The organism is Pseudovibrio sp. WM33, assembly GCF_001623165.1.
Classification (GTDB): Bacteria; Pseudomonadota; Alphaproteobacteria; order Rhizobiales; family Stappiaceae; genus Pseudovibrio.
Genome location: NZ_LMCK01000009.1, coordinates 16,219 through 42,697, shown reverse-complemented (window position 1 = coordinate 42,697; position 26,479 = coordinate 16,219). Strand labels below are relative to the sequence as shown.

Sequence of the window (26,479 nt, the reverse complement as noted above, 5' to 3'; positions counted from 1 at the left end):
CCTGAGCTAAACGTCCTTAACGGGACATCATCGCGCTCACTGGATTAGCAAGGTCATCTCTGGAAGACAAAGCCTGCGCAGCAATCTCGGCACACGGCGTACCAGCTGCCATCTCACAAACTTCACTCAGGATTTCGCAGGCCGTATCAACCTCACCCTTACGAAGTAGCGCCAGTCCGCGATACGTCTGGATGGTATCTGTCGGCGGCGCATTCTCCAGACAGAGCAAGGCCTCATCCACATTGCCGCGCGTCATCGCAGCAAGGCTCCGCCCCAGAGGTCCAGCCTCCTGGTCCGGACGCATCACCTGAAACGCTTTGAAAATGGAGTCAGCATGCTCTGCAAGACCATAAGAGACAGCAATAAAGCCGAGCTCCGCGATCACCTTTACGGTTTCGCTATCAAAATCTTCTGCGTTCATTCCACCCTCATTCCAAAGCCTGCATGCGACCCGCTACCTTCAAAGAGCAAGCCGCATACGTATTCTTGCTGTCAGTCGATCGAATAGATTTCGCTACTCAAACCTAACGACCTTCCCAGCGAGTCCCCTGATGAGGTGGAACTGGTGGAGGAGTGTTACCGCCCTTCAAATTGCTCGGTTTAGGCAATGGGACTGGCTTTCCATCCGTCGTAAAGTTTTCGTAAATCGCCTGATCATCACCAAGAAGCACATCAGAATAGTCACTGCTGTTCTCTACAGCACTCTCTACCCCTGAATTTACGTAGAGTGGCTCATTGTTCACAGCGCCGACCATCTCCCCCCACTGAGAATTCACCTGAGACTGATCGATAGTCGCGTAAGTCTCATCAAGCAGGAAACTGCCCGACTCTTCCAACGGTCCGCCATTAAAGTTCAGCTTGTTGTAAGGGTTCTCATTATCGATGACCTGACGGTCGATGTCAGCCAACACGCGAGCAGATTCCTTAAGCTGATTAGCGGTAAAACGCTCAACAACTGGTGCCCCCTCTTTCGTGCCAGCACCCTTATTGATTGCAGTATAGAGCTGATTGCCAAGAGCATGTTTTCGCTGCCCTACTTCGTAACGAGGACCGGTCTGCACTTCAGCATATAGCTCTTCTTCAACCACCCCATCAGCGCCAGACAGACTGCCGCCCACACCCGACACATCGGCATAAGGAGCTCCATAGAACGAATTCGGCAAAACAAGCGAACCAACAGTATCAATAAAATGACCAGACCCACTGTTCACGGAGATCTGTTCATAGGCACTGGCATCCGACAAAGCCTCGCTAACCAGCGTATTGATCGTCGTGCTCAATTCTTTCAGAGCACTAAAACGCACGTCATTGCTGTGATATGTCGGATTGCTTTGAACCTTGTCAAAGGCCGCGGTCAGAATATCACCTGTCTTCGCCTGATGGTTTTGAAGCCCACCTTTTTCCAAACCCGCAGAGATCTCATTCTTTGCCAACTGTGTAAAGACATGCCAGTTGTTCAGCTTTTTGTCGTGGGTTTGCAAAGCATTCCCAAACAGTTTGCCACCAGTCAGTTTGGCCAAAATCGCCTTGGAAACCTTACTACTTCCATCCTTTGTGTCTGCGCTGTAGATGGTGTCACCATCTTTGATATCACCGCCAGTAACGCGAACCTGCGCATTCTCTTTAACGAACTCCTTGTTCGCCGGGTGATCGATCTGCGCCAAAACATCAGATAATTGGCTACTACTGGAAAAGTTAACTCCGGTCATTATTGCCTCCGCATTCCATAAGCCTCTAACGGCTCGTTACCTGTAAATTCTTGAGTTTAGAATGCACTTTTGAGACACGCAGCTGAGTGCCGTTGGTCACAGCCAACGGTATTTCCTGCAGAAAAAGCACTAAAACACGACTTGGTTATTCCTCGTTATCTCAATAACTTAGCGTTAAGTGCCAAACAGCACAAAGGCCGATCCATTCGGAACCAGCCTCTCAGAACTAGACAGCATGTAAGGAGCAGGAGTTAAGCAACTACCATCTGGCGGGCAATTGCTCTCTTCTCAAGCTCTTCCCAGACCCGTATTTGCTCATTAAAGTTGCGCATCTGATCGTTAGAGGCCGAAATACTCTCCCTATCTGCAGATCCAAACGCTTTGATCATGATTTCAGCCAGAACCTCATCAGAGATTTCTTCCTGAATGCAGCCACTTGTCCGCACGAGATACGCCAGATCAAGCTCGATCTTCTCCTCCGCTTCATCAAATATTTTCGCTGCAATGGAAAAGACCGGAGCCGATGGAAGTACGTCCATAAAGATCCTATTAATGCGCGTGAGTTCACCAAAACTCAAAGCAGCTTCTGAAAGGCCCTCTATCACCAAACGCCTGCTGAATGATCGCCATCATATACTCAAACACATCGCAATCATGCGCTTTGATCTGGTTTTCAATCAGGACTTCAAAGTCATACCAGGTCCCGGCATCTTCAACATCATGCACTTGCTGCTCAAATGCCTCTGCTTTTGCAGTCAAAAACCTGCCTCTGATGCCAAGCTTTCCTACCACCTTCCAGAGAGGCTGAGAGAGACTGAAAGCGCGCGGCTTCACCAGCTTGGTTTGAAAGACAAGCTCATCTTCAGTTCGCCCCCGTGCCTTTTTCAGCGGAGGAATAACAAGATCAGACTTTCGGATTTTCAGATCATGCTCACTACTGAGAAGCGCATTCAGCAGGTCGTTAAGTGTTGGCCTTGAAGGAAGAACAAGGTCAATCATAAAGCATCATTCCAGTTTTGTTGTTATTGTGTTGGTGCAGTTGAAGCACTGCGAACCGTGCGAATTGCATGTGAGTTTTTCGTCTGGTAATCCCGATCAAACGACAGCACTTTAATCCGGCGTTCTGCGACTTTGGCTTCCTGCACTTCGCGTTCAACGGCATCATCTTCAGCGCCAGCAAACGCATCCTCAACACGAATTTCGTGCCCGCCTTCATCGGCAACGTCACTCTCTTCACCAACCGGTGTAATCTTGGCAGCCTTGGTCTTCAGCTTGTCGCGGCTATAGGCTTTCTCGCGCACAGCTTCATCCTCATCAGGTCCACCCGTCTCCACTTCCCCCTTCTCATCAAGCAATTCACGCGATTGCTGGAGGGATAGTTCAGTGGCTGAAGCCTCATTCATGCTGTTGAAGCTGGACTCAAACGCAGGCTGATCATCATGCGGCACCTCTGCAGGCGGCTGAACATCTTCCGTTGGACAAACACCTTCTCCGTGATGAGGGATGTCACCATGCGGGCCGTCGTTACTATTCGTCGGCGATGAAGGCTGTTGCTCCAGATAATCGTCCAGATTACGCCGCCCCAACCCGGCATAAGAAAATCGGAAGTCATCATCACTGACATATCGCATCTGATTAACCGCCAGTTGAAAGCCGAGAGACGACATCAGCAACGCGCTGGAAACACCAACGGTCGCCTTTGGCTCTTCCTTGAAATTCTCGGGCAGAACAGTCACAGCGCCCTGGTTCTTCAAATAGGAACTCAGTGTCTTGAGGGAGGAGAATTTCAGCCCCTTTGGATTGTTCTTCTCTTCCTCATAAACAAACTGGGAGATATAGCTGATGGCCTCATCAAACAGGTCCTGACGTTGATCCACGGAATCTTCATAGAGGCTCTGCGCAGCCTCATTCCTCAACAACTGATAAAACACATTCCAGTTGGAGACCTTCTGCTCTGGCCGGTCTGCTTTATTCTGAAGAAAGCGAGTATGGCGCGTCACAGCGCGGCACAGTCCAAGCACTTTATCACTTAGCCCGTCCCCGTTTTCACGAGAGACTGTGGCCTTGTAAAGCACCTCACCATTTTTGCTCGCGCTTCGGGTCAGGCTCACGCGGGCATCCTGAACCGACTTGCCCGAAATAGCAGCCTCAAGGCGTGCGACTACATTGGTGTAACGATCATTTTGAGAAAAGAGGATTTCAGTCATTGTGGCCCGCCAGATACCGACAGCCGCCAAACCACCCTCCTCAGGATCAGTCACAGAATACTGTCTTAAATTTTTGGAGAAAGAAACGTTTAAGCCCCATGGAAGGAGCTAGGATTTTTAGAGGCTTATCAGGGAAGCTGGTTCAAACAGGTCTTGTGCATCATCGTCATCTGCACTTTCAGCCAACCCGCCCATTTCGCGAACAATCTTCAGCCAGCCAGCAGAAACATCAGCGAATGCCAACACAAATTTGGCAAGTTTTTCAGCATCCCAGGCAACAGCACGAAGGTCGTTATGCATGACCAGCGCATCGTTTTCGATCAGCACCAAACGCATACCGCCAGACTGAAAACTTTGCGTGTTATAAACGAGAACCAGCTCCAGGATCCGGTCTCTCTGCACCGCCGTCAGCTCACACAAACGAGCCGAAACACAGATACGATCGCTGTCTGTAACCAACTTGAACTTCAAAGAAAATGCATCCAGATCGACAACACGAATAGATGGTTCCTGTTCATCTTCTTGTGGTTTCACGCCTAATATCTGGCATGCATCATTGAGCAATTTATCGAGCATTGGGGTACTCCGCTTCCTTACTTTCTTGCAGACAACACTGCCAGAAAACAAAGAAACCCAAAGTGCTAAACGATACAGTTTGAATAAGATGCAATCTCAATCTGCATTATTTTTCATTTATTATTCAAAAGCCCAGCAGATATAAGAAGAATGAATTTCTCTCACCACACTACAACTTTAAAAAGCCCCCCCAGAACACCAAAGCGTTCCAGGGGATATATCTGTCAGTTCAAAGCAGCTTAGAAAGAAGACAGCTCACGGCGCAGTTTTTGCGTAATGTTCTGCAGTTCAGACTGCTTGCGAACAACACGCGGTGTAATCATCACCAACAGCTCAGTCCGCTTTGTGTCATTCGTGGTGTTGTCCTTAAAGAGTTCACCAAACACCGGGATCTTGCGAAGGATCGGCACACCAGACTCACCCTTTTCTTTGCGCTCCTGAATAAGGCCACCCAGCAAAATGGTCCGTCCGGATTCAACAACGATATCCGAGTTGATGGTTCTCGTTGCAATGGTCGGTGTCAGCGATGATTCAGTCTTGTTTTGCACCACATTACTCACCTCCTGCTGGATCTGCAGCAGAACGGAGTTGTTGGAACGAATATTCGGCTCAACCTGCAAAACAATACCGGTATCTTTGACATCCACTTCGTTGGTCACAGTCACGTTACCATCATTGCTGGAAGACTGACTGCGAGACGCAAACGGCACCTGATCACCAATCACAAGACGCGCTTTACGACCGTCCAGAACGGTAAGATAAGGGGACGAAATCACCTTCACCTTGGTGATGTTCTGAAGTGCCTTCAACACCACATCAACGCCAACAGTATTGAGGGAGAGCGCACCACCAGTGGCCTTAGAAGGACGAGAGGCACCTTCAGCAACAGCCCCAACACCACCCGCAAAGTTACCTTTACTCAGGTACCACTGAACACCATAGGAAAGGTTGTCATTGATGCTCACTTCAGCGATCGTCGCCTCAATCACCACCTGCGAAAGTGGCAGATCCAACGCCTGCACCACGTCGCGGATATGCTTGAACTCTTTATAGGTTGAGTTCACCAGCAGCGCATTGTTCCGAGTATCAGCAACAATGCCGACTTTCTTGGGAACAGCAACTTTGGCACCACGCGTCTCGGCAATATCGTCAAACAACTTGTTCGCGTTGTTAAATCGGTTGTTGATTGAATCTCCACCTGGATTTACGGAAACTCCAGTAGCAGAAACCGGGAACTTGCGCGCAGAAGAGCCATTGTTTTGAGAAGCCTGCTTCTGTTCATTAACTGGCGGAGCAACAGAGCCACTCCCCCCTGCACCCTCGAGGATTTGCGTGAGCTGCGTTGCAATTTCATTTGCAGGCAAATACTTCAGCGAGATGATCCGCACCTTAGGCGTATCAAGAAGATTATAATCCACTTCCTTCGTAATCCGGCGCACACGCTGCAACATCTCGTGGCTCTGCACAGCCACAAGCAAAGACTGCTGTGTTTCAAGCGGAATAACGGTCAGGGGCGAATTAACCTGATTGGGATAGAGCTGCTGGAACAGTGTTGTGATCTGCTTGGCAACCTGACTTGCTGAACTTTGCTGCAAGCGCAACACAGACACAATCGTCTTGTCATTGTCGCGATTGTAAAGGCTGTTCACCAACTCTTCAGCCGCACCAATATCTTCTGGTCGCGCCCGGACCGCAATCTTGTTCGATCCCTCAACTGCAACAGCAGAAGCACCAGCTGGCAGGATAGCCTGCAAAACCTTCGCCGCATCACCTGGGGAAGCTGAGCGAACAGGCAGAATCCGAAGCTTCAGATCGCCCGCAGACCCAACACCAGAAAACTGCTCGATCGCCTGAATGGTTTCAGGACGGCCAATGTGGAAGATCTGGTCAATGAGCTTCAGAATATAACCATTGCGACCCAAAAGCACACGAACCAATGACAGCATCTGGTCTTTGGCAATTGGTTTTTCCGTCTGGAACGTGACAGCACCTTCCAACGGCTCGTCAATCACATAGTTGACCTGTAAAATCCCACCCAGCGTTTGCTGAATGAAATACTCCAAAGTTTCACCACGGAAGTTCAAGCGCACCACATCAGAGGTTGCCTTGGCATCACTGGCTTGCGCAACGCTGATTTCCTGGCGGTTGGTTCTGTTCAGTCGTGTGTCCGCCAGCAGAACCTTTGCTTCTTCATCATTGAAGTAGAAGGCCGCGCCAGGTCTGCCTTTCTCCGCATTTTCACTGTTCACCCAACGGGTGTTGATTGCACGACCCAATACGCCACGCGTATTGGATGCCAATCTTGGTTGACCTGAAAGGGCAAGATGATTTTCGCGCTGGTTTTCTTCTGAAAAGAACCGCTGAAGCTGGTCAGACAATCCCGCTGGCGGGGCTGTATTATCCCATTCCTGATCAGCTGGCTGGGTTGTAGTACACCCCAACAGGATCAAAGAAATAGAAAGCACCCCTGCTGTCTTGCGCAGCATTGAACTTAGTTTAGCACCAATCATTTCAAACCTATGCGTTCAGCACAAGCGCCCAACACGATCCCCGGAGCTAAACGAACCCGGGGCTATCGCACTTGTGCTGCCCGAACTATATTCGATTACGTTAAACGCGGCCGTTATCTAAAAGCAGCTGAAGTCTGCCGGTCGTATCCGAAGTGTCCTGACCAGTAACGGACTGCTCCGCCACAGAAAGCGATTTGGAGATAGAGCTGGACACATAACCAACCAAGCGTAGGGCGTACTCAGCTTCGAGAAGCGTCATCAAAGCCTTCTCATCCTTCACACGATCCTCAGCAAACACACGCACTTCCTCGCGCAGTTCTTCAATAATGGTGTGACGCTCATCAAACTCAGGCTTGGTCCCGTTCAGCTTGCTGGCAGCATCCGTCAGAGCACCTTCCAGCGTAGACTGACCGTGTTCGTCCATCTCACCAGTCTTCGGAGCACCAGCCATTTCCTCAAGCACAGTACGCAGCAAAGATTGCACCGCATCACTTTCACTCAGGTCTGCAAGCTTGGTGTCCAGCTGCTGGACGGTATCAGCAAGCGCAGTCTCCACCTCACCGATGGAGCTATTGATCTGGGCAATCTCACCATTCAGGCGGGCAACTTCTTTAGGATCCTGAAGGAGCTCGCTATCTGGGTCATCCGGATCACTTGGAACAGTTGCTGGAAGATTTGCCAGCTCATCTTGCTTGGACGCAAGGCTGGTCTGCAGATCAGACAACTGGTCTTCCTGTTCCTGCTGCTGCAAGTCCAAAGCCTCAATGTCAGCTGCAATATCTTCTTGCAAAGCAAGCGCCTGTAGCAGCTCAGAGCGTGCAGAACGCACCTTCTCAGATTGCCCGATAAGATTTTGCTCTTTCAGCGAGGTCTGGATTTCCTCAAACCGGGCAACAACCTGCCCGACCAGCACTTCCAGATTTCCGCTGTCTGGCGGTGGCTGCAGACCGAACGCTGCCGACACCCCGACTGAGAGGAGCTGACTGGCAGACGGAATAGACTCAACACTCTTGTTCGCGGCCGGGCGAACAATCTGTGCACTGTTATCAATGGCATTGGATACAGATGAAGAACCAATTGGCGAAACTGCAGTCATCTCAGACTCCTTGAATTATCTCTCCCTATATCTCGCAGATAACCCAGAGGTCGTGTTGTGCCTTAAAACACAGAACCCGCCCTCTTATGGACATTATTGGGACAATTACGGAGTGAAAAAAACGTTACTTACATATGTGTGCTGAACGTACAACACCTGCAGCATCCTTCTGATCAAACACGAAGAATGAGATCAGCACCCAAGCAAGCTGCAGGATTGACACCTAAAGACCGCCTTAGGAGGAATTGTCGTCACCAGAGCCAGCAGTCTTCTTCGCAAGGGCCGCCTTGAGGGCAGACAGAACGCCATCTGTGAGAAGCATGAAAGCATAAGCGTAGCCAGGCCGCCGCTTATGCTCATTCAACCGAGGAAGCTGCGTATAAAGACGTTGCAGCAAATGATACCGAGTCTCGATTTTCGCAATCAATTCATGCAAATCGGCAGGCGAGTAAGAGGTCACCTCAAAGGTTGTTAGCCCGATGCGGTTCTCGTCAGAAAACGTCAGGCTCGGCTTCTCATAGGCAAACCAGCGAGACAGATCAAACTGCGCACTGTATTTGAGATACAGATGATCAGCTTCCTTCAGGCGATTGACCGTCCGGGTCGCCCGTTGTTCATACTCAAACCTATGGTCTTGAGAGAGCACTCTGGTCCGCGCTAGTTCGTTCCCATACTGCAACGCAACCTGGCGATCCACTGACATCCTACCGGCACCAAGCGGTTTGACACTCTCGATCTTTCGTGCAGATGTCAGCAGGCCAGCCGTAAACGACAGCTCCCGATACAAAATCCCTATATCACCGGAAATCTTGGCGAATTTCTCCGCCTGCGTTGGACCGGCAAGCTCAACAATTCCGTTCTCATCCTCACCCAGATCATAGGGCAGATGTAGATAACCGGAAGTCGCAATCATGACACATCACTGTCTCGTGCAGCAGATTTTATCTGCGCCTCCAATGCGAACGCAAGCCGCTTGGAATACTCGATGAGTTCAGGAACAGGCCGCACCTTCATCAGCTGATAAAAGCGTACCAGCTCCACAGTCGCCTCATCCAGCTCCAGTGACCACAAACAATGCTCAGCAAGCCTGAGGGCAACTGCCGGATGTGCCTCATCAAGCAGCTTTGCTTTGCGGAGCGATCTCTTGGCATCCTCCCCGCCAAGTGGCCAGTCTGCATGGCTCAACGCCAACCCAAGCCAATACTCAACATTGTTTGGATTAAGCAGACAGAGAACCTCAAACTGCTCCTTTGCAGATGCTTTTTGCTGCAAGTGCAGAGCCTGATAGGCAAACTGATAAAGAACCTTCTCCAGCTTGCCATCAGCCTTCAAAACAGCAGAGAGCCCCTGCCGGGATTTGATAGCCTCCAGAACGGCCTGAGCACTTACATCACCTCCGCCGAGGGCTTGAAAAACAGCATCAAGATTGACATCTGTCTCCACTGGCTGATCTGCAGAGGCGGCAAAAGCCGGAGTATTGTCTGTAACAGGTGCGAGTGGCATCGTTTATCCCCGGCCTCAAAACTCGATAAGTGCAGTAAGTTGAACTCAGGCGTTGCTCAGCCCGGTCAATAGCTTTTGAGCCGCTTGATGGACCTCAGCATCCTTGCGGTCCTTGGCATATTTCAAAGTATCTTCAAGGTCTTCCTCAGCCTCAGTGATGTGGCCCAAAGCAAGACAAGCAACGCCAGAGAAGTAGTATGGACGCGGGTTGGTTGGGTCGAGCACCATTGCAGCAGAAGCTGCCTGCATAGCAAGTGTGTACTGCTGCAACTGCACTGCACAGTTCGCCAACCCAAGCTGAACATCCACATTGATCGGCTCAAGCAGAACAAGCCCAGTGTAGATCTCCAGCGCCTTCTCAGTCCGCCCTGTATCCATCAAGCCTTTGGCCATCACCAGACCCGGATTGATGTCATCTTTCGTAAGCCCCAGACTACGGCCAATTGCACCTTTTGCGATTGCCTTGATGTCTTGTTCTGGAGAGTTGCCCAGTTCTGAAACGAGCTCAGTCATATCGTGCCTCTTTGCGGCTTAAGAATATAAGAATGTTTGAGGGCGGCAGCGCGGCATTAAAGGTGAAACACCATGGCGCCATCCAGCTCATCAGAAAGAGAGGTTTGCGCAGCACCCAGCAACGGATTGCCCTGAAAACCACTTGGGTCCGCTGACACCAGCGGCTGATAAAGGCTAACAACAGACAAGAGCTCCTCAACCAGTCCGGTCAGCTTCTCCAGCTCTGTGTACCCACGAAAGCTCACCGAAAGCACAAGCTCTTCTGCGCCATCATGAGCCTTGCGTAAAACCGCCAGTGTTCTGAACTGCGACAGGCAGGCTAGATTTAAATGCAGGATATCTTCAATCTGTCGGCCTCGGGTTCCCACCGTTTCACTCAGTGAGCCAATAACCGTCGTAACTTCAATACCGCCACCATCAAGGGCATCGGAAAACACGAGTTGGACACCGTCAACATTCATCGAAGCGGTGTTCTGCTCGGAAAAAATCGGAGCACCTAATCCCAGCTTTCGCCAGAGTTTATCCAAGCACCCTGAAAAGTTTAAGGAGAACAAGAGAAATCCTCTCTGAGATGCGCAAGAACAGCAATCAATCACCAAACGCGAAAAACAGGCGTGCGTTGAGGGTAATAAACGCACACCTGCTTTTGTGGCTTAACCGCGAGTAATCGCAGCCGCCCGTTCGTTTTCGATTTCGCGAGACTCTTTCTCGAACTGAATGATCGCACGGATGATATCGTCCAGAGCTTTCTGGATGGATTCAGCCTGATCATTTTCCTTACGAACCTCTTCAGCAGCTGCTGCCAGCTCCTGAGAAATCGCTTCATCTTCTTTTGCATTTGCCTGAGTGAACGCACTCGCAGCCTGAGAGGTCGTGTTACCCAAAGTGTTGGCAACACCACCAATCGTCGCGATGGACTGCGCACGAGATCCGGATGCACTTGCGACAGCATCAAAACCTTTCGCTTGCGCGCGGTAGTCACCAGCACGCTGCGAATAGAAGTCATTCAACTTACCACCCTTGCCAGACGCAACATCAGCCGCCCTCGCATCCATCTTGCCAGCCTGTGAGTTGGCATTTGCGGAGTTCTTCGCCGCACCCAGGCCTTTTGCAGCAGTACCAATTGCAACTGCGGACGTCACAATGGAGACAGCAGAAGAAACAACAGTCACAACAAGACTGATAATCGCACCTGTACGGGTCTCTTCAGCAGCATCGCGGCTCTTCCCAGCCTGAGCGTGCATCAGAGTCTTCACAGCCTCACGTGCAATCAAACGGGACTCGAGCTCGTTATTGCGCTGATTGACTGCTGACTTATAAAGAGCCCGCGCAATCAGACGAGACAGGTTGCCTGTGGTGTCGACTTCGTCGACAGAACCGATTGCAACAGCTGCCTCTTCCAGACGACCCAGCGCCTCATCCGTTATCGCCTTGTCAAAATCCACGCTTGCAGCAAACTGCGGCAAAGACACGAGTGACAGGAATGTTCCGTGATGTTCTGGTGGCAACGTTGCCAGACGCGCTTCTACGCTTTGCTGGAATTCTGTTGCCCGCCCTTCAGAAACGGCAAGTTTGCCGTCCTGAAAGAAACTGGGCGGCAGATAATCACGATTGTAATTGGCACCTAAGGTTGCTGACATAAATATCTCCTTTTAACCTGCAAACTTTGTTCTACTCAGCGTATCAGCACGCTCATTCATGGAACTCACGGTTCCGTCCAATGCATCTGCGAACTGTTCGCCTGCCTTGGTCAGAATGGAGAGTAGCTGATCAATGATCTGACTGAGCAACTGGATAAACGCATCAAGATCTCCAGCATCTGCCTGCAATTCTTTGGACTGCGCTATATCCTGACTTGCGGTATAAGAAACAACACCAGCCACTACCGAACCTACACTAGTACCAACCTGGATAATCGCAGAGGTAATAGAAGAAAGTGACTGTATCAACGCAGCAATACCGCTTGCCTGACCACCAGGTACGAAGAAACTTGCAATACCAATAACGATACCAACAACAGCAGCAACCACCTTAAAGGCAATATCCAATTTACTAATAGTTTCTTCAGAAGCACCAGCAGCCGTTGCGATGTGCGCAGCAATACTTTGGCCGGTCGCAGCTTGCACCGTCGCATCAACAGCCATAATAACCTGTATCACCCCGGCAGCAATCATTAGCCCGCCAAGAGCCTGCAAACCAGGAACCGCAGAGAGTATAGATCCTACCACAAGAGTAAGAACGGCGGCAAGCCACTGGAAAGCTAGAGCTATTTTCTGCCAGATACTAAGGCTCTTCTGTTTTTCTTCAGCCTCTTCCTGCTTACGAACGGCTTCTTCCTGCTTAATCGCCTTATCCTGCAAAGCACCCTTTTGCTTTGCCTGTGTTAGGTTCACCTTATTTTTCTCAACCGCTTCCTGAGTACCTTGCATTTTGTCCAAAACGGACGCAACAAGCACTTCAATATCCTGAAAGCTGGAAGTGGTCAGCGGAGTATCCGGGCCGACTTTGGAAAGGCTACCTGAAAGACGCGTAATGTGCTGCGCAAACGCAATCGTTGCAATCAATGGCGTACCACCAACAGATGCCAGAGTGCCTGAACCAACCGAATTCACACCCTTCACATCACCAGCTTTGCCAGTCATTTCAGAGGTCGTATCAAAAATATCACCCAGACTGTTGCTATTCAGGCCAAGGCCCAGACCTTTAGGAAGATCCATATCTATTCTCCATGCTCAAAAAATTGGGATCAAAGCTATTGTCAGACCAGTTTCTGGCGTGCACTTTTCATCATGGTTTGCGCATACTTCTTGTCGTCATAATTTTTAACGGGGTCATCAAACATGCGCAGCGCGGCTTCAAACGCGTCACCAGCTTCCTGGTATTCCTTTGCAGCCAGCAGACATTCACCAAGACGCAAATACCCCTGCGGGTTGGTCGCATCCATACTGATGAAATGCAGATAGAGCTTCACTGCCATGCGAACGTCACCCTGAATCTGATAGGTCATCGCGAGGCCATAGGTGTACTGCTCTTCCATCGGAGCAATCTGCACCAACATGATAAAGAGCGACTTCGCCTTCTCGACCTGACCGACAGAAATGTTCCGGCGAGCCATTTCATAGACGGCTGCGAGCTCTTCCTTTGACAAACCCAGCATCTCAGATATGGAGACACCCTGCTTCAACAACTGGTAGAATGTTTCATCTTTGAAACCCAGTGAATCAACGTGCTCCATTAGAGGCTCAGCGATCTCTTTAATCGTCTCAGCAAAGAGCTCTGGTGTTTGTTTAGGCATATCGAGAAGTGACATGGCGCTCTTTCTTTATCTCTGACTAATTCAGCATTTAAAAAAATAATAAAGCGCAATCAGAAGGTGTTCTGTGCCAAACAGAACACAAGAATAGGCAATACGCATTGTGCAGTGATTTTTTATGCATCACGAACATGTGAGCACAACCAACAGATCGATCTGCCACCAACAAAAGGCAGTTCAGTCTGCATAAGAGGAAGAAGAAAACCTTCCCCTTCGATCACAATCTGGAGTTATTGGGAAAGTTTTTGCCGGCGATTACCAAGATAGATATCAATCGCATCCTTAGCCTTATCGGCATCATGGAGCGTATAAAGGCAACGCGCACGAATGTAATGGCGCATGGACTGCTCATCACTGCGCGTATATTTGCCAAACTGCTCAAGTGGATCCAGCAGATCCAGCTCTCGCAGACTTTCGAGTGCCACGTCAAAACGGTTGAGAAGGAAAAGCAGAACCGTACGGGCCAGAAGCACGTCTTTGGAATGATCCTCCATCACCATCATACCCTGCACCATGGTGAGCGCCTCTGCATACTTGCAGTTTTGCGTCATGATGTAGACACTGAGAAGAAGAAAGTCCCGCTGCCGACTGTTAAGCGCTGTCATCAAATTTACCCTTGCAACAACATGGCAAGTGCGGCCTGCAGGTCTTCATCAAGCAAAACATCACCCATCAACAGATCTGCAACACCTTTTAGAACACGCCGCCGCTCACCCTGCTCTCGTAAAGCTGCCGCAGCGAACAAACGCTGAAGTTCCTTGCGCATTTCGCTCAGCTCAGTCGGCAAAAGAATATCTGTTTCAGATAAATCCGGCAACAAGAGAGAAGGCAGACGCTCATCCAGCGTCGGACGGTGCAGAACTTCATTTAAGGGTCGTACTTCTGGCAAAAACACAGGAGCAAGCTTTTTGCCCTCTGGCAATTGAATCTGGTCTTCAACCTTCCAGTTGGAAACCTCATTCACGCCAATTGTAATTGATGCAACCCGCATTCCGAAACCCATACCCAGTCAAAACAAAATACATCCTTGACTTACATGCCAAGGCCGCCATCACAAAAAGCAGTTTTATGAGAAACCACGTGCAATCTGAATGTTCAGATCAAAACTACGACGCACAGTACCAGTCGCCTGTTCGAACGAACGGTTCTGTTCACGGTTGTCCTGATTGATATCGTTGGTCAGCAACTGAGGATTCAGCAGTGTCACCGCATCACTCAACTGCGTTGAGAAGCGCTCCCATTGTGTACGTTTGAACTTATTCAGACTTCCGCTACCGAATGGACCATTATTCAAGATATCATGACTTGGCCGCGTAATACTGAATTCCTTCTCAACAGGATGAGGACGAGCCGCAGCCCAATCTTCAAACATTAAGACTACCGCTGTAGAGTAACTGCTAGATAAGCCAAGGCTTTGTTGTAGATCCCAAGTTTCTTGGTCAGCATCTTTGCCCGTTTTCTCAAACTTCTTGAGTGTCTCATTCACAATTCGCTGCATCTCCGCATAAGCCTGAGACAGCTGGTTCAACTGAGTTAACTGCTCAGTTCTCATCGTAATGATTGCCTGCTGTTTTAAGCTAGCCTGATTCTGAATAAGCGCCACCAGCGTCGGCAAATCCAATCGAGAGATTGTGCCATCTGAATTTGTAATTCCACCCGCCGACAACATCTGTTGCTCTGCTTGTTTTAGCGCCAGGATACGCTGCTCCTGCTTGATAAAGACAGCATACCCACGCTTAATCGATTTGTTATTGTCTGGGGTCACAAAGTCATCTGCCAATTTCAGCGTACCATGTCGATTTGGTGTTTTCACATCAAAGTAGGCATGAGCTCGCTCAAAACGCTTCACTATTTCCTGCATTTCGGTGGCCAAATCCGAACGAGAATAAATTCCGGCGTTAGGAACATTGTCTCTCAGCATTATCAACTGATCTTCATAGACCTTTCGATCAGCTTTGAATTTCCTTACATCTTCATCGTCAGCTCTATTTTCCAGTGTCTTGCTTTTTATATCATTGATCTCTTTAGAGATCTGGATCGTGATCTCAGCACGGCTGGCCGCCAGATCTGTTCCATTTTGTGGCAACAAATCTAACAGCGGCGCAATCTTGTTCAAAAAGACGGGGTTGCCTGCCAACCGCTCCTGTTCTGTTTTTGAGAGCTGGAATATACGCGACTTTGTCAGCTCGTTTACAATAGTCACACTGCGCTTATCATCAGAGCGAATAACACCAACCTGATTGGATCCCGAACCAATAACAGTCCGGCCTGCCTGAATATCTGCATCTGAAAAGTTATCACGCAAATAACGCAGCTGAACAGCCGGATGCCAGGACACAAATTGCTGCGGTGATGGACTGCTATAATTCGCTGGCAGATCCTCATCAGCAACAGTATCAGCCGGATCCACCAAAACACTCGCTACATAAGCGTTGTACTTACTCGGGTCCGTCGCATAGTCCCGCGTCCCCGGAATAAACAATAACGGATTCTCAAAATCAGGATCTGCTTCCGGTAAGTTGGATAAGAAACTATCCCAAACACTGGTCTGCGTTTCTGCAGCCTGCAGCGCAGGGCCTTGCCCCGCCGCCCTTTCCTGAGCACCATCACCAGCACCACCGGAGGTGGCTTTAGCCGTGTCGTCATCTTTTGGAGGAGCAAGAGTATCTGGGTCCACAGTGGTAGATGAGCCGGAGCCAACACCATTAATCATTTTCATCTCCTCACATCACAAAACAAGGCGAGTACGACCCGCATTCTTTTGGGGCTTCGCAAACTGAGACCGCTCAGCACCGCTATTGTTTTCGTTGTCTTTCAATCGCTTCGTGAAATGCTCAGCAATCGCGTCATACCCCTGCAAAAAGCCATCAAAGCTCTTCGAAGCAAGCAGTCCGTTAATCAAACTCAGCGCGACCGGATCTTTCTGAACGGCAGGAAGATCAACCAGCTCCTGCAAGCTCGCAACCATCTGATAAGACACATCTTGCCATTCATTTTCTGAAGGCCAGCTCTTCTCAGCATTACAAAGGCTTAATGCATCATCCAAATAGGCACTCAACGCACCTGCATCACCACTTACAGTGAACTGGGGAAGCAACTCTTCCTTGCTGGATCCGGTCTTCGCCATACAACATTCCCATCAAAACACTATACGCCCTCTATAAACGGGTAGACCGGGGCACCGCTGTTTCGAACGACACACCTTCAAAATCGAAATTTAGCAATGACAGAATTAGCAAAATGGATGAGCCCACTTGTGTCGCCCGACACAAAGCAATTTCACTAAAAGAAGTATGAAAATGACATATTCTTATTCGTAGTATCAGCGGAGGACTTTTCAATGAGCTTAGAGGTCTTAAGATCAACGATTGCCACTCACAACGCTGAGTCGCCGGTTGGCGCTCCACTGGTTGCAGAAGCCACAGGACAGCGCCGCGCTGAGCGCGTCATGCAGCTCAATACTCCATCTAAACTGAAGGACGCTGCTGAAGAGATTGGCCAGGCTGTATCCCCACGCCTCGACAAAAGATCACTGGAAAGCCGTTCAATAAGGCAAGGGCAAGGCGCTAACATAGAAGCAATCACGCGGATTGCCGACTATTACGACAAGCTGCCTGACATGCCCTCTCAGGATAAACTGCAAGGTTTAGTTCAACGGCTACAGGATTATCAGCACAATCAGAGCACCAATGGTGAAGGTTCTGGACAACTCAGCCCTCAGGACGTGTTCGCTTTTCTGCAGCAGTTTGATGGTGACGTAACTCACCAGTATGCCGCCTTGCAGATCGCCATTGAGCATTTTGAGACCACAGGAGCAAATGATGCTCTTCTGGGCGCTCTGCTCAATGCCCGCGAGTACATGGAAAGCGGTGAGACTGGTCGAGACGTGCGCGCAGGCTTTGCAGTCGCGGAACTTGCCCACGACAAAGCCGAGGATTTGGGAACCGATCCTGCAGTCATCCGTGAGCACTACCGCGACATGCTGCGCAGTGAAGCAAACTTCGGAATCATCTTCGATAAGTTCAATGACCTGATCGCACGCACGCATTCAATGCATCACGACGTAAACGGCAATGAAAGCTCACCCCTCACCTCATTTGATGATGTTGTGGATCTGTTTACAACCGCCGCAAGTCAGGGCCTGGAAATTGCTGACACACATGATGAGCCTGCTCATCTGGAAGCGGTCCTGACCGAGCTGGGCAAACTAAAGAGCCTGCGAACCGTCTATGAGGGCGTGCATGTCGCGACCAAACTGACAGGTCGCAGCTTCTCAGAGTTCACACGTGTAGTAGAAGAGCTGGGCACAGAGAAGCTGGTAAGCTCACTGTTCCATTATCTGGGCAAAGCAGTGACATCACCTACTGACGCACAAAGCCTTGTTGCGCCACTCGCCCCTGCTGGGGCCAGCGCATCGTTGAACTACACTAACAACCTGCTTGCATTGCACCGTGAGGTTCCTGACACCATCCTCACCAATGAGAACATCCGCAATCAACAACTCGAGACATTACTGGTGCTGTCAGAGCAGCTGACAATTCTGGAAGAAGAGCAATATCAAACAGCAACCGACGCTACGCCGGTTGATAACTCCGCCCAGGTCAGCGCCGCGTCAGCTACTGTTCACTGACCCGTCATCGCTATTACAATAGCTGCTGCAACATGAAACCAAGGAAGAACAAAGGAGAGGATTGAATGCAGTTTTCAAGTGCCATCCAGTCAAGCCTGGAAGCGTTCGCAAACAATATGAAGATCCCCTTTTCTCCGCAGATGGATGGAAGTCTGTCCTACCTCCTTTCACAATCCGGTGAACTGACGTTTACCCCTGTCGAAGGTGGCAACAGCGTCGTTGTCAGCCTTGGTCGAACCACAACAGGTGACCAAAATTCAGCAAATGAAGCTCTTTTGAGCCGAGCTGGCTTCAAACCTGAAATTGGAACCAATCTGCATACAGGGAAATCTAAAGATGGAACGTTACATCTGGCGGTTTTTTACGAATCAGGACAACTTAGCCCTGCAAAACTCGAGCAAACGGTCGATTATCTGATAGGTGAATTGAGTTCACTATAAAAACTACAATCAGTGCATGCAGGTATACACCAGTTTCAATCTTATAATGTCTCACACTTGTTCACATTACGGAGGGAAATCGTGACTTTTTCGCACTTAAAATCACAATCCCGAGGGATACAGTCAATATCCATTAAAATATAAGTTAGATGATGACAGCCAGACTTGACTCGCTTATTAGCTGTCTCAATTATAGTTTTGTCCGTGTTCTGAAGCACAATTCTTCGCAATTGTGTACGAGTGAGATTGGGGTGGAATATTGGTAGAGTATAATAAAAAAAAGACGAAGTATATTTGCTCTGCGGAGACCAGTATATCTTCATCCTCTAAAATAGCTGCACTTATTTAAGTAAGAGGACACGGTACATTTCTATGGAAAAGGCAGTATATGATGCAAGCCTGGGTAGAGGCGCATCAAGAGCTCATAATACTGGCACCTCATCCTCAGGTGAAAGCAGCTGGAAAGAAAACGCAGCATTGTTTCAAGAGCTGAATGATGAATTATGTGCATCTTTAGAGCAATCAGCAATTCGCCAAACCTATTCAAATGGCGAGAACATCTATCTTCAGGAAGATGATGCTGAATTTCTTTACATCATTGAGAGTGGACATGTTCGCTTAAGTCACTTGCGCGAAGATGGATCTACCTTCCTTTATGCCATCATCACAGCAGGCCAAAGCTTCGGCGAATTAGGTGTCTTTCAGCGATCTGTTCACGCAGATACAGCTTGCGCGTTAGGAAACGTAGTCGTTCACAAGATCAGACGCTCTGCATTTCATGTCATCAACGAGCAGAGTGCCGAGATCTGTCGCGCGCTGGCTGTAGTTGTAGCGAAACACTATCGCTCCTACATCGAATCGACACGCTGCCTGTCACTGCCAAGCCTCTCAGCTCGCCTGGCACATTCGTTGTTAAGCTTGCTTGAGTCGATCGGCACACCTGCGGGCGATAACCCAAAGGACAAGTCAGTGATCTCTGGCGCAATCGTTACCCAGAGTGACCTGGGTGCAATGGCGCGCGGAACACGCAGCAATATCAACCGCCGCCTGAAAGAGTGGGAGCGCGCTGGCATCATAAAAATTAAGGATCGTTCTATCACTGTGCTGAATAGGACAATGCTGGAGCGGAACTTGCTCAATAATGAATCAAACTTTTAAGAAGCTGGTAAGCGTTGCAACAAAGGACTAACGCGTGCAAGACGAAACCCCCAATAACGAGATGTATGTCACCGATCTGGAAGAGACTTTAAAAAGTCAGCAAGGTTCAGAACATGCCCAAAAACTCGAAAAGAAATTGGACGCTCTTTCCTCTTGGATACGTGAAAAGTCCAATGAGCCTCAAACTGAGGTTGACTACCAACGTATTCAAACAGTGATAAACGGCATCACAGCAGCACAGGACGTCCTGCGCAAATTTCCAGTCCAGAATTAGAGCCGCGTAAAAGCAGGAGTTTCAAATGGTCAGTTTTGTCACAGGTATAGATACCCCGTATACTTCAACCGTTGAGAAAGCATTAGAAAACAAAGCTGGTATGAACGCGCTCGACATCAGCGTGCGCTTTCAGTCAGAGATGGACAAGATCAATGCCAAGATCATTCAAGCTCAAGACTCTAACTTAGCAGAAACAGAGAAGATGTTCACGCTACAGCTGCTCGTGAACACCTACACCACCATGGGTCAGACACGAACCAGCATGGTGAAGGCGCACGCCGATATGGTCAAAGCCTGCGCACGTAACATTGCCTAAATCATTTTAAAAGGCTCTCTTCCGGTGGCCAAAGCGAGTGTGGAAGAGAGCCTTTGTATATTCAGGTCCATGAGACAGGTTCGGTCTTCCCGAACGCTGACATTCCATGGCATTTTCCAGTTCGCTTTTGGCAAATAGTCAATCTGGCGAACTCCAGCGCTTGTTTAGGTGGGACGGCGAATGGGTAAACTCATCCTCAAAATTCTTGTAGGCCAACAGGCTGGCGCGGAAGTCATGCTCGAGCCGGGTGAGTATACACTTGGTTCGGACAGAAACGACGATTTGCAACTGGCAGATCTGAGCGTTGCCGCAAGCCATATGCAGCTACGCCTGCAAGACAACAAAATCGAAATCTCTGCAAAGGCAGGAGATGTCCGGACAGAAAACGGTGTCTCTCTAAGTAGTGGCAATGACGAATGGGTCGAGATTGAGCCTCTTGATGTCATCAGCATTGGTGTCATCAAAATTGCACTTGGCGCCAAAAACGCTCAATGGGCAACACTAAGCAAAGCATTGAATGCTCCCCATGAAGATGACGAGCAAACAGCAGAGAACTCTGCAGCAAACTCAATCCTTGGCGAGAATGCAAAGCACGTTGACGCGATATTTGCTCCAATTGCAAAACACCGCAAACGCATAGCTTTTGCAACAGTTGCAAGCGCCGTCGTTCTTGGTGGTTTTTACCTCGTTGGCTCGGGCAAAATATCTCCTCGCACAGCAAGTGCCCTCCCTAATGGCGGCATTGATGCAGTGCGTATCGCTCTGGCAGATCTCCCCTTTGCAGAAAGACTGAGCCTGCGTCAGGACGTGGATGATCAGATCTATCTGACAGGCTATGTCAGCGAACCTGTTCAGCGCCGGGCAATCACAGAGGCAGTAGAACGCACTGAAGTACCTGTCCGCTTGCGCGTGCGCGTCATCGAAACACTGAAAAAAGATATTGCCGGGTATCTGCAATCTCGTGGATCCAGTGTGGACTTCGCACTTGCAGACGATGGGGAATTGACCCTCAGCGGATCAGTCCTCGATAAAACAATTGCTGATCAGCTAATCGCGGACTTACGCGGGTTGAATGGCATCTCTGGCATAACATCAAACATCAAAACTGCTGATGATTATCTTCTGGATGTGCGCAAGCTAGCAAAACGCGCCTTGATTGATGACACCATCATTTTCCGGCTCGATGATGAAACTCTTGAAGTCAGCGGTATCATCGCAAGTCAGGACATTGATCGTTGGTCTGGCTTCTTGCGCTCTTACTCCAGGCAGTACGCCGCATTTATTCCGCTGCGCTCTCTCGTCAAGTTGGTTCAGGAAAACGGGCAGGTCGTAGATCTCAAGGCCAATTTCGATGGTGGTATTGAACCCCTGCTTGCTGCTGTTGATCCACTCACGAATGAACCAGTAGAAGAGCGCCAAACCAAAGTGTTGGAATTGGCGCGGGCAATCAAACAGCAAGACGGTTTTGTACCTAATCAACCAAATCAAAAGTCCTCAAGCCGCCTCGCCAAAAGCAATGCGGCAGGACAACGCAAAACTAGTCCTGAAGCACCCGCAACGCCGCTTCAAAAAGCAACTGAACGTTTGCTAAGCAGCATCGGCATTGCATCTGCTCAGGCATCAACGTCACCAACCGGTCAGCCAACTGTATTAGAAGCAACAGATGCAGGCCAGCAAACGACAAACGGGAAGCTGGAAGCTAAAAGCGAAAAGCAACAGGACGTAATCTCTCAAAGTAAAGCAGATGTCCGGTTCCAAAACGTCGCTCTGGACGATCCTGAGCTTAACGAAGCAGCTGAAGTCGTGTTCCTTGCTTGGATGGAATCCGCGAAGGCCAAAGGCTTGATACCTGAAGAGCTAAAAAAGAACTTCCTGCCCTTGCTTGTAACGCCGCCCTCTGAGGGACCTCTCTGCTCTGAAAACCTTTCAGTACCAGTCTCACAGATCCCTGTGACTGTACTGTGGCTTGATATCCTGAGCAGCAGCGAAAGCCTCGCTCTCACAACGTTTCCTGAGGAACGCCAGCGCTACATTCTGGAAGCTGCAGTCAATCCAGCTGCAACACGCGACTGCCTGATCAGATCAGAAAAAAGCAACAACATTGATTTGATCCCCTACTCCAACTTCATCAGAGAGAGCTTACGAAACCCTGGTTTCATCCGCTTCCTGACGCGGGACCTCTCATCTCCGTCTCTGACTGTCACCGGAGCGAGCCTGATCGGCGAGCGTTATGTTTTGAACAGCGAAAACAAACGCTACAAAATCGGCCAGTCCATCGACCAAAGCAGCCGCCTCCTTGCCGTTGGCGAGCTGGGTGCTTTGATCCGCGAGTATGAAGGATACTCTGTCGCGATATATGGCGATCAGACAGCCTGGGTCGTCCGCGAAGCAAACGCGAGGCAGTAAGCCATCGCTCAACAAACAGTAGAGCACTTACTGTACAAACATACGAAAAGCCGGGTCTCATATGAGACCCGGCTTTTTCTTAGGCCACAACGTCTACTTGACTGTAAGAGCCATCATCATCCAGCACCACTTTAACGAAGTGGTTCAATCTGGAAACCCGCAGCTTGAGGGAAGATCGATGTGTTCCCGCGGCGGTCCGCTCTTGATTCAGCTGGTGGAGTGATGTTGAACATCGCCAGCAGGTTACCGGTGGTACCTTGCAGCTGATAGGTAGAGAACTTCAGAATATATTCTGCAGAAATCAGATCGATGCGGCTGTTAAACAACGCGTTTTCAGCGTTCAGCACATCCAGCAATGAGCGCTGACCAATGTTGTATTCCTGACGGTAGCCGCTCACAACACGCTGGTTGGCAGAAACGGTTTGACGCAGAGCGGAGATGCGCTCGCGTGTTGTTTGAACAGACGCCCATGCTTGCTCAACAGCTTCATCAGTTTCGCGGCGCATACGATCAACACGTGCCTGTGCTTCTGCATGCTGTTCAACCGCACGGCCACGCATCGCACTATCATAACCGCCATTGTAAAGGTTCCATCTCAGGCGAACCATGATGCGGTAGTCATCACTACGTCCTTCATAACCATTCAGGTCATCTCCGAAATTGGCAGAACCATTCAGAGTAACTCGTGGCATGAAGGAGGAGTTGCTCTGCTCAACCGCAAAACCAGCAGCGTCCGTGTCAGCCTCAGCCGACAAAATCAGCGGATTACTCTGGCGGGACATGGCAAGTGCAGAAGACAAACTCTTTGCAGCAGCTGAGTTTGCAGCAGAAACAGCACCCAAATTGCTCGGAGCAACACCAACGACGCGGCGATACTTCGCCATTGCATCCAGCAATGACTTACGCACGCTTGCTGTAATCATGCGAGTGGCGGCAACGCGTTCCTGCACCTGAGCAAGATCAGCAGCACCAGTTTCACCACCATCGTAACGTTCTTTCACTTCGCGCGCGAGACGCTGGTGAAGAGCGGTGTTCTCTTTGGATTTGTTCAGAATCTTCTGATGGCGCACAACATCGACATAGGCTTCAACAGCATCAAGTGCAATCGCTTCAGAGCGTTCCAGAACACGCAGAGCAGCACCATCAACACGGGCGCTCTGGCGATAGATCTCATTCACTGAGCCAAAGCCGTCAAACAACAGCTGCTCTGCTTCAACACTCACCTGCTTGGCTCCACGCCATTGCTCAGTGGTGTTGGATTGTGCCCTGCGCAAGCGCTCCGCACCAAAAGAAGCATTCACACTCAACTTCAGCATGAACGCACTTTGAGAAGCACGCAATTCCTGATCACGTACCCTTCTGTTTGCAGCGAACTCTACAATGTCTGGATTAGTGAGAACGGCGGTTTCAACTGTATCGCGTAAAGACGCAGAATGAGCAGACGTCACCCCCAACGCGCACATGAACAGTGCAACAGAAGTACCTCGAAAATGCATTGCCTACACCCCAATGACTTTTCCACTTTGGCGACACTTCTATAGCGGCCAAAGACAGCATCTCACTCACAAAACGAGGATTATTGGCTGAACTGGAAAGTAAATATTATTAGGTAAATTAAACTAGAATATTTCATCTAGTACCTTTCCAGACAAAGTAAGTCACACCCTCAAAACGTGTAGTTGAACTTGTAGAAATCGCTTTTGAACAGACAATAAACTTTTATTGCAGCCACTTAAGACAGTTAAGGATTAGTTTAAATTTCAGTTGTTAGGACTGGTTCTATATTAGTCCACGTCTATCCCCCCTCAATTTTCATAAAGTCTCCCTCACAAAAAAAGAGGCAGATGCCTCAACATCCGCCTCTTTAAAATCTGCATCATTTGCAAAGCGCTTAGTTCAGCAGCAGGTTTGGAATGTACAGAGCCAGCTGCGGAATGAACGTGGTCAGCACCAGTGTCGGCAACCATGCAAAGAAGATGAACATCAGCGTCGGCTTCAGCATCTTGTCAACCGAGGTATCCGTCACCTTGGATCCCAGATACAGCAGTGGAGCAGTCGGTGGCGTAATGTTCGCCATGCCCAGGTTCACACCCAAAACAGCCGCAAAATGGATCGGGTCCATACCAACGCCCTGCACGATTGGAAGCAGCAGCGGCGTTGAAAGCAGGATACCGGAGATATCATCCATCAACATACCGATGATGATCATCACCAGATTCACCATCAGCAAGATCATGATTGGATCTTCAGAGACGGAGTAGACAAACTCCTCTGCAATCGCCGGGATGTCTTCAAAAATCAGGAAGCGGCTCACGATCAACACCATGAAGATCATCGCCATAACAACACCAATGGTGATACCTGAGTTCAAAATGGTTTCACGGAAGGTTTTCCAGGTCAGGCCACGGTAAACGTAGATCGCAACAGGGATCGCATAAACAACAGCAACGCCAGCGGCCTCCGTTGGTGTCATGATGCCACCATAGATCCCGCCGAGGATGATGACAGGCATCATCAATGCAGGAAACGCTTTCAGGCCGCGACGCTTAAATTCGTAATTGAAGTCATCTGGACGCTTTTCCAGATTGATGTCTTTATGCTTGCGCAGCATCACCTGGTTTACAATGATCAAAAGCGTAATGAGGATCAAACCAGGAATGACGGTGGAGAGGAATGCGCGTAACACGGACTGCTGTGCGACCCAGGCATACAAGATGTGAGAAGCACTTGGTGGGATCAACAATCCAAGGGGTGCAGCGCTGACGATCAGCGCAGCAGACTGTCCTTCAGGATAGTTAGCTTTGCGCAGATGCGGCATCATGATGCCACCAATGCAAGTCAGTGTCGCGTTTGCACTTCCGGAAATTGAACCGAATACACCGGACGCAAGCACTGTCGCAGCAGACAAACCACCTTTGATGTGCCCGACAAACAGCTCTGCCATGCTGACAAGAGGCGCAGCAATACGTCCCTTTTCCATAATGCCACCAGCAATGATGAACAACGGAATAGCCAGCAGAACCACATTGTTCATTTTCCAATGGCCGGTTGGTAGATAACCGGCAACATCATGGCCGCCCATATAGGCAAGGAAAATAAGAATTGCGCCAAATGCTAGGTGTACGCTTACACCAAGCAGCAAAAGGCCGCATAGAATGGCAATTGACCCAACAATAATCATTGCGCTGCCCCTTGAGCTTTTATTGGTTCTTCTTCAGGGTGTACGTTTTCCGCAATTTCGCGGGGTTCCCGTTCCGGCCATTTGGGACCGTTTCGCAGCAGCAGATAAAAATGCAGCACGGCGAACATGGTCATGAACAGGAAGCCCAGGAAAATAGCTAATCGAGGCGCAAAGAATGGAATCTTCAGCGCAACGGTCGTCTGCCACATTGGGTAGGAGGCAAGTTCTTCCTCAAGCATGAGCCAGCCCCAATACGTGACCGCACTCAAAACGCCAATTTCAATGATTTCTACAGTCACCTCACGCCACCATATGACGCGCGGGTTTTTGATCAGAAAGCCAAGCACGTCTGCGTTGACATGCTCTTTGCGTGCTGAGGCGACAGCAGCAGCCATGAAGAACATCCAGAAGCTGACAGTCATCAGCCATTCTTCATAGGCAAAAAGGTTGCCACCAAAACCATAACGGACAATCACAACCATAAAAAATGTGAGCGCCATGATTACACCGCCGGCTGTAATCATGAAGTTCATCAGTTTAATGACGCCGTTCAGCGGTTTAGCCACTGGCCTTGGAAGTTCGCTCGTCAGAATACTCATCTGATATTTGCCCTTCGTTTCTTGAAACCAAATAAGTCATAGAAAAGG

At 49.5% G+C, this 26,479-nt stretch carries 28 protein-coding genes; 6 read left to right on the top strand and 22 right to left on the bottom strand.

The window, feature by feature from the left end; genetic code table 11:
- Window positions 1-16: 16 nt before the first annotated feature.
- From PsWM33_RS01935 to PsWM33_RS01850, 19 genes are all read right to left on the bottom strand, one after another.
- The gene (locus tag PsWM33_RS01935) at window positions 17-421 is read right to left on the bottom strand and encodes a hypothetical protein (protein WP_063297672.1); all 405 of its coding nucleotides are present in this window, start codon (window positions 419-421) and stop codon (window positions 17-19) included.
- A 103-nt stretch (window positions 422-524) separates the two neighbouring features.
- Window positions 525-1,709: a hypothetical protein gene (locus PsWM33_RS01930; protein ID WP_063299034.1), complete on the bottom strand. Its 1,185-nt coding sequence runs from the start codon at window positions 1,707-1,709 to the stop codon at window positions 525-527.
- Between the two features lie 251 nt (window positions 1,710-1,960).
- On the bottom strand, window positions 1,961-2,248 hold the full coding sequence (locus PsWM33_RS27865; protein WP_208991993.1) for a hypothetical protein: 288 nt from the start codon (window positions 2,246-2,248) through the stop codon (window positions 1,961-1,963).
- A 25-nt stretch (window positions 2,249-2,273) separates the two neighbouring features.
- The gene (locus PsWM33_RS27860) at window positions 2,274-2,708 is read right to left on the bottom strand and encodes a hypothetical protein (RefSeq protein ID WP_208994355.1); all 435 of its coding nucleotides are present in this window, start codon (window positions 2,706-2,708) and stop codon (window positions 2,274-2,276) included.
- 23 nt (window positions 2,709-2,731) lie between these two features.
- A complete protein-coding gene (locus PsWM33_RS01920) occupies window positions 2,732-3,970 on the bottom strand; it encodes a hypothetical protein (RefSeq protein WP_208994354.1) in 1,239 nt (412 codons plus the stop codon).
- 63 nt (window positions 3,971-4,033) lie between these two features.
- Complete coding sequence (locus PsWM33_RS01915; RefSeq protein ID WP_063299033.1) at window positions 4,034-4,492, bottom strand: type III secretion system chaperone; 459 nt, start codon at window positions 4,490-4,492, stop codon at window positions 4,034-4,036.
- Between the two features lie 239 nt (window positions 4,493-4,731).
- Window positions 4,732-7,002, bottom strand: a complete 2,271-nt coding sequence (gene gspD, locus PsWM33_RS01910) for a type II secretion system secretin GspD (RefSeq protein ID WP_208994353.1) — start codon at window positions 7,000-7,002, stop codon at window positions 4,732-4,734.
- A 100-nt stretch (window positions 7,003-7,102) separates the two neighbouring features.
- Window positions 7,103-8,098, bottom strand: coding sequence for a hypothetical protein (locus tag PsWM33_RS01905; protein ID WP_063297676.1), 996 nt, complete (start codon window positions 8,096-8,098; stop codon window positions 7,103-7,105).
- Between the two features lie 235 nt (window positions 8,099-8,333).
- The gene (locus tag PsWM33_RS01900; protein ID WP_063299031.1) at window positions 8,334-9,011 is read right to left on the bottom strand and encodes a hypothetical protein; all 678 of its coding nucleotides are present in this window, start codon (window positions 9,009-9,011) and stop codon (window positions 8,334-8,336) included.
- Window positions 9,008-9,601: a hypothetical protein gene (locus tag PsWM33_RS01895; protein WP_063299030.1), complete on the bottom strand. Its 594-nt coding sequence runs from the start codon at window positions 9,599-9,601 to the stop codon at window positions 9,008-9,010. Before PsWM33_RS01895 ends, PsWM33_RS01900 begins: the two co-directional genes overlap by 4 nt.
- A 45-nt stretch (window positions 9,602-9,646) precedes the next feature.
- Window positions 9,647-10,114: a tetratricopeptide repeat protein gene (locus PsWM33_RS01890; RefSeq protein ID WP_063299029.1), complete on the bottom strand. Its 468-nt coding sequence runs from the start codon at window positions 10,112-10,114 to the stop codon at window positions 9,647-9,649.
- Window positions 10,115-10,170: 56 nt separating this feature from the next.
- Window positions 10,171-10,575 carry a hypothetical protein gene (locus PsWM33_RS01885; protein ID WP_208994352.1) on the bottom strand — a complete coding sequence of 135 codons (405 nt, stop codon included), beginning with the start codon at window positions 10,573-10,575 and terminating at the stop codon, window positions 10,171-10,173.
- 192 nt (window positions 10,576-10,767) lie between these two features.
- Window positions 10,768-11,754, bottom strand: a complete 987-nt coding sequence (locus PsWM33_RS01880; protein WP_063299027.1) for a hypothetical protein — start codon at window positions 11,752-11,754, stop codon at window positions 10,768-10,770.
- Between the two features lie 12 nt (window positions 11,755-11,766).
- Window positions 11,767-12,831 (bottom strand): type III secretion system translocon subunit SctE, encoded by a 1,065-nt coding sequence (locus PsWM33_RS01875; RefSeq protein ID WP_063297682.1) that lies wholly within the window; start codon window positions 12,829-12,831, stop codon window positions 11,767-11,769.
- 41 nt (window positions 12,832-12,872) lie between these two features.
- Entirely contained in the window at window positions 12,873-13,424 is a 552-nt protein-coding gene (locus tag PsWM33_RS01870; RefSeq protein ID WP_063297683.1) for a hypothetical protein, read from the bottom strand.
- Window positions 13,425-13,657: 233 nt separating this feature from the next.
- Window positions 13,658-14,032, bottom strand: coding sequence for a hypothetical protein (locus PsWM33_RS01865; RefSeq protein ID WP_063297684.1), 375 nt, complete (start codon window positions 14,030-14,032; stop codon window positions 13,658-13,660).
- Window positions 14,033-14,037: 5 nt separating this feature from the next.
- Window positions 14,038-14,418 carry a type III secretion apparatus assembly protein SctX gene (locus PsWM33_RS01860; protein ID WP_063299046.1) on the bottom strand — a complete coding sequence of 127 codons (381 nt, stop codon included), beginning with the start codon at window positions 14,416-14,418 and terminating at the stop codon, window positions 14,038-14,040.
- 75 nt (window positions 14,419-14,493) lie between these two features.
- Window positions 14,494-16,140, bottom strand: a complete 1,647-nt coding sequence (locus tag PsWM33_RS01855; protein WP_208994351.1) for a hypothetical protein — start codon at window positions 16,138-16,140, stop codon at window positions 14,494-14,496.
- Between the two features lie 15 nt (window positions 16,141-16,155).
- A complete protein-coding gene (locus PsWM33_RS01850; RefSeq protein WP_063297686.1) occupies window positions 16,156-16,554 on the bottom strand; it encodes a hypothetical protein in 399 nt (132 codons plus the stop codon).
- Window positions 16,555-16,767: 213 nt separating this feature from the next.
- Between PsWM33_RS01850 and PsWM33_RS01845 the strand changes: the two genes are divergently transcribed.
- The 6 genes from PsWM33_RS01845 to PsWM33_RS01820 all read left to right on the top strand — a co-directional run bounded on the left by PsWM33_RS01845 (window position 16,768) and on the right by PsWM33_RS01820 (window position 22,651).
- On the top strand, window positions 16,768-18,057 hold the full coding sequence (locus PsWM33_RS01845) for an HrpJ domain-containing protein (RefSeq protein WP_063299025.1): 1,290 nt from the start codon (window positions 16,768-16,770) through the stop codon (window positions 18,055-18,057).
- Between the two features lie 65 nt (window positions 18,058-18,122).
- On the top strand, window positions 18,123-18,497 hold the full coding sequence (locus tag PsWM33_RS01840; protein WP_063299024.1) for a hypothetical protein: 375 nt from the start codon (window positions 18,123-18,125) through the stop codon (window positions 18,495-18,497).
- A 372-nt stretch (window positions 18,498-18,869) separates the two neighbouring features.
- Window positions 18,870-19,655: a Crp/Fnr family transcriptional regulator gene (locus tag PsWM33_RS01835; protein WP_063297689.1), complete on the top strand. Its 786-nt coding sequence runs from the start codon at window positions 18,870-18,872 to the stop codon at window positions 19,653-19,655.
- 34 nt (window positions 19,656-19,689) lie between these two features.
- A complete protein-coding gene (locus tag PsWM33_RS01830; protein ID WP_063297690.1) occupies window positions 19,690-19,929 on the top strand; it encodes an EscE/YscE/SsaE family type III secretion system needle protein co-chaperone in 240 nt (79 codons plus the stop codon).
- A 25-nt stretch (window positions 19,930-19,954) separates the two neighbouring features.
- Window positions 19,955-20,245 (top strand): hypothetical protein, encoded by a 291-nt coding sequence (locus tag PsWM33_RS01825; protein WP_063297691.1) that lies wholly within the window; start codon window positions 19,955-19,957, stop codon window positions 20,243-20,245.
- Between the two features lie 180 nt (window positions 20,246-20,425).
- On the top strand, window positions 20,426-22,651 hold the full coding sequence (locus PsWM33_RS01820; protein ID WP_063299023.1) for an FHA domain-containing protein: 2,226 nt from the start codon (window positions 20,426-20,428) through the stop codon (window positions 22,649-22,651).
- Window positions 22,652-22,782: 131 nt separating this feature from the next.
- Here PsWM33_RS01820 and PsWM33_RS01815 read toward each other — a convergent pair whose 3' ends face one another.
- The 3 genes from PsWM33_RS01815 to PsWM33_RS01805 form a co-directional block, all read right to left on the bottom strand.
- Window positions 22,783-24,147 carry a TolC family outer membrane protein gene (locus PsWM33_RS01815; protein ID WP_063299022.1) on the bottom strand — a complete coding sequence of 455 codons (1,365 nt, stop codon included), beginning with the start codon at window positions 24,145-24,147 and terminating at the stop codon, window positions 22,783-22,785.
- Window positions 24,148-24,542: 395 nt separating this feature from the next.
- Window positions 24,543-25,832 carry a TRAP transporter large permease gene (locus PsWM33_RS01810; protein WP_063297694.1) on the bottom strand — a complete coding sequence of 430 codons (1,290 nt, stop codon included), beginning with the start codon at window positions 25,830-25,832 and terminating at the stop codon, window positions 24,543-24,545.
- A complete protein-coding gene (locus PsWM33_RS01805) occupies window positions 25,829-26,431 on the bottom strand; it encodes a TRAP transporter small permease (protein ID WP_063297695.1) in 603 nt (200 codons plus the stop codon). Before PsWM33_RS01805 ends, PsWM33_RS01810 begins: the two co-directional genes overlap by 4 nt.
- Window positions 26,432-26,479: the final 48 nt, after the last annotated feature.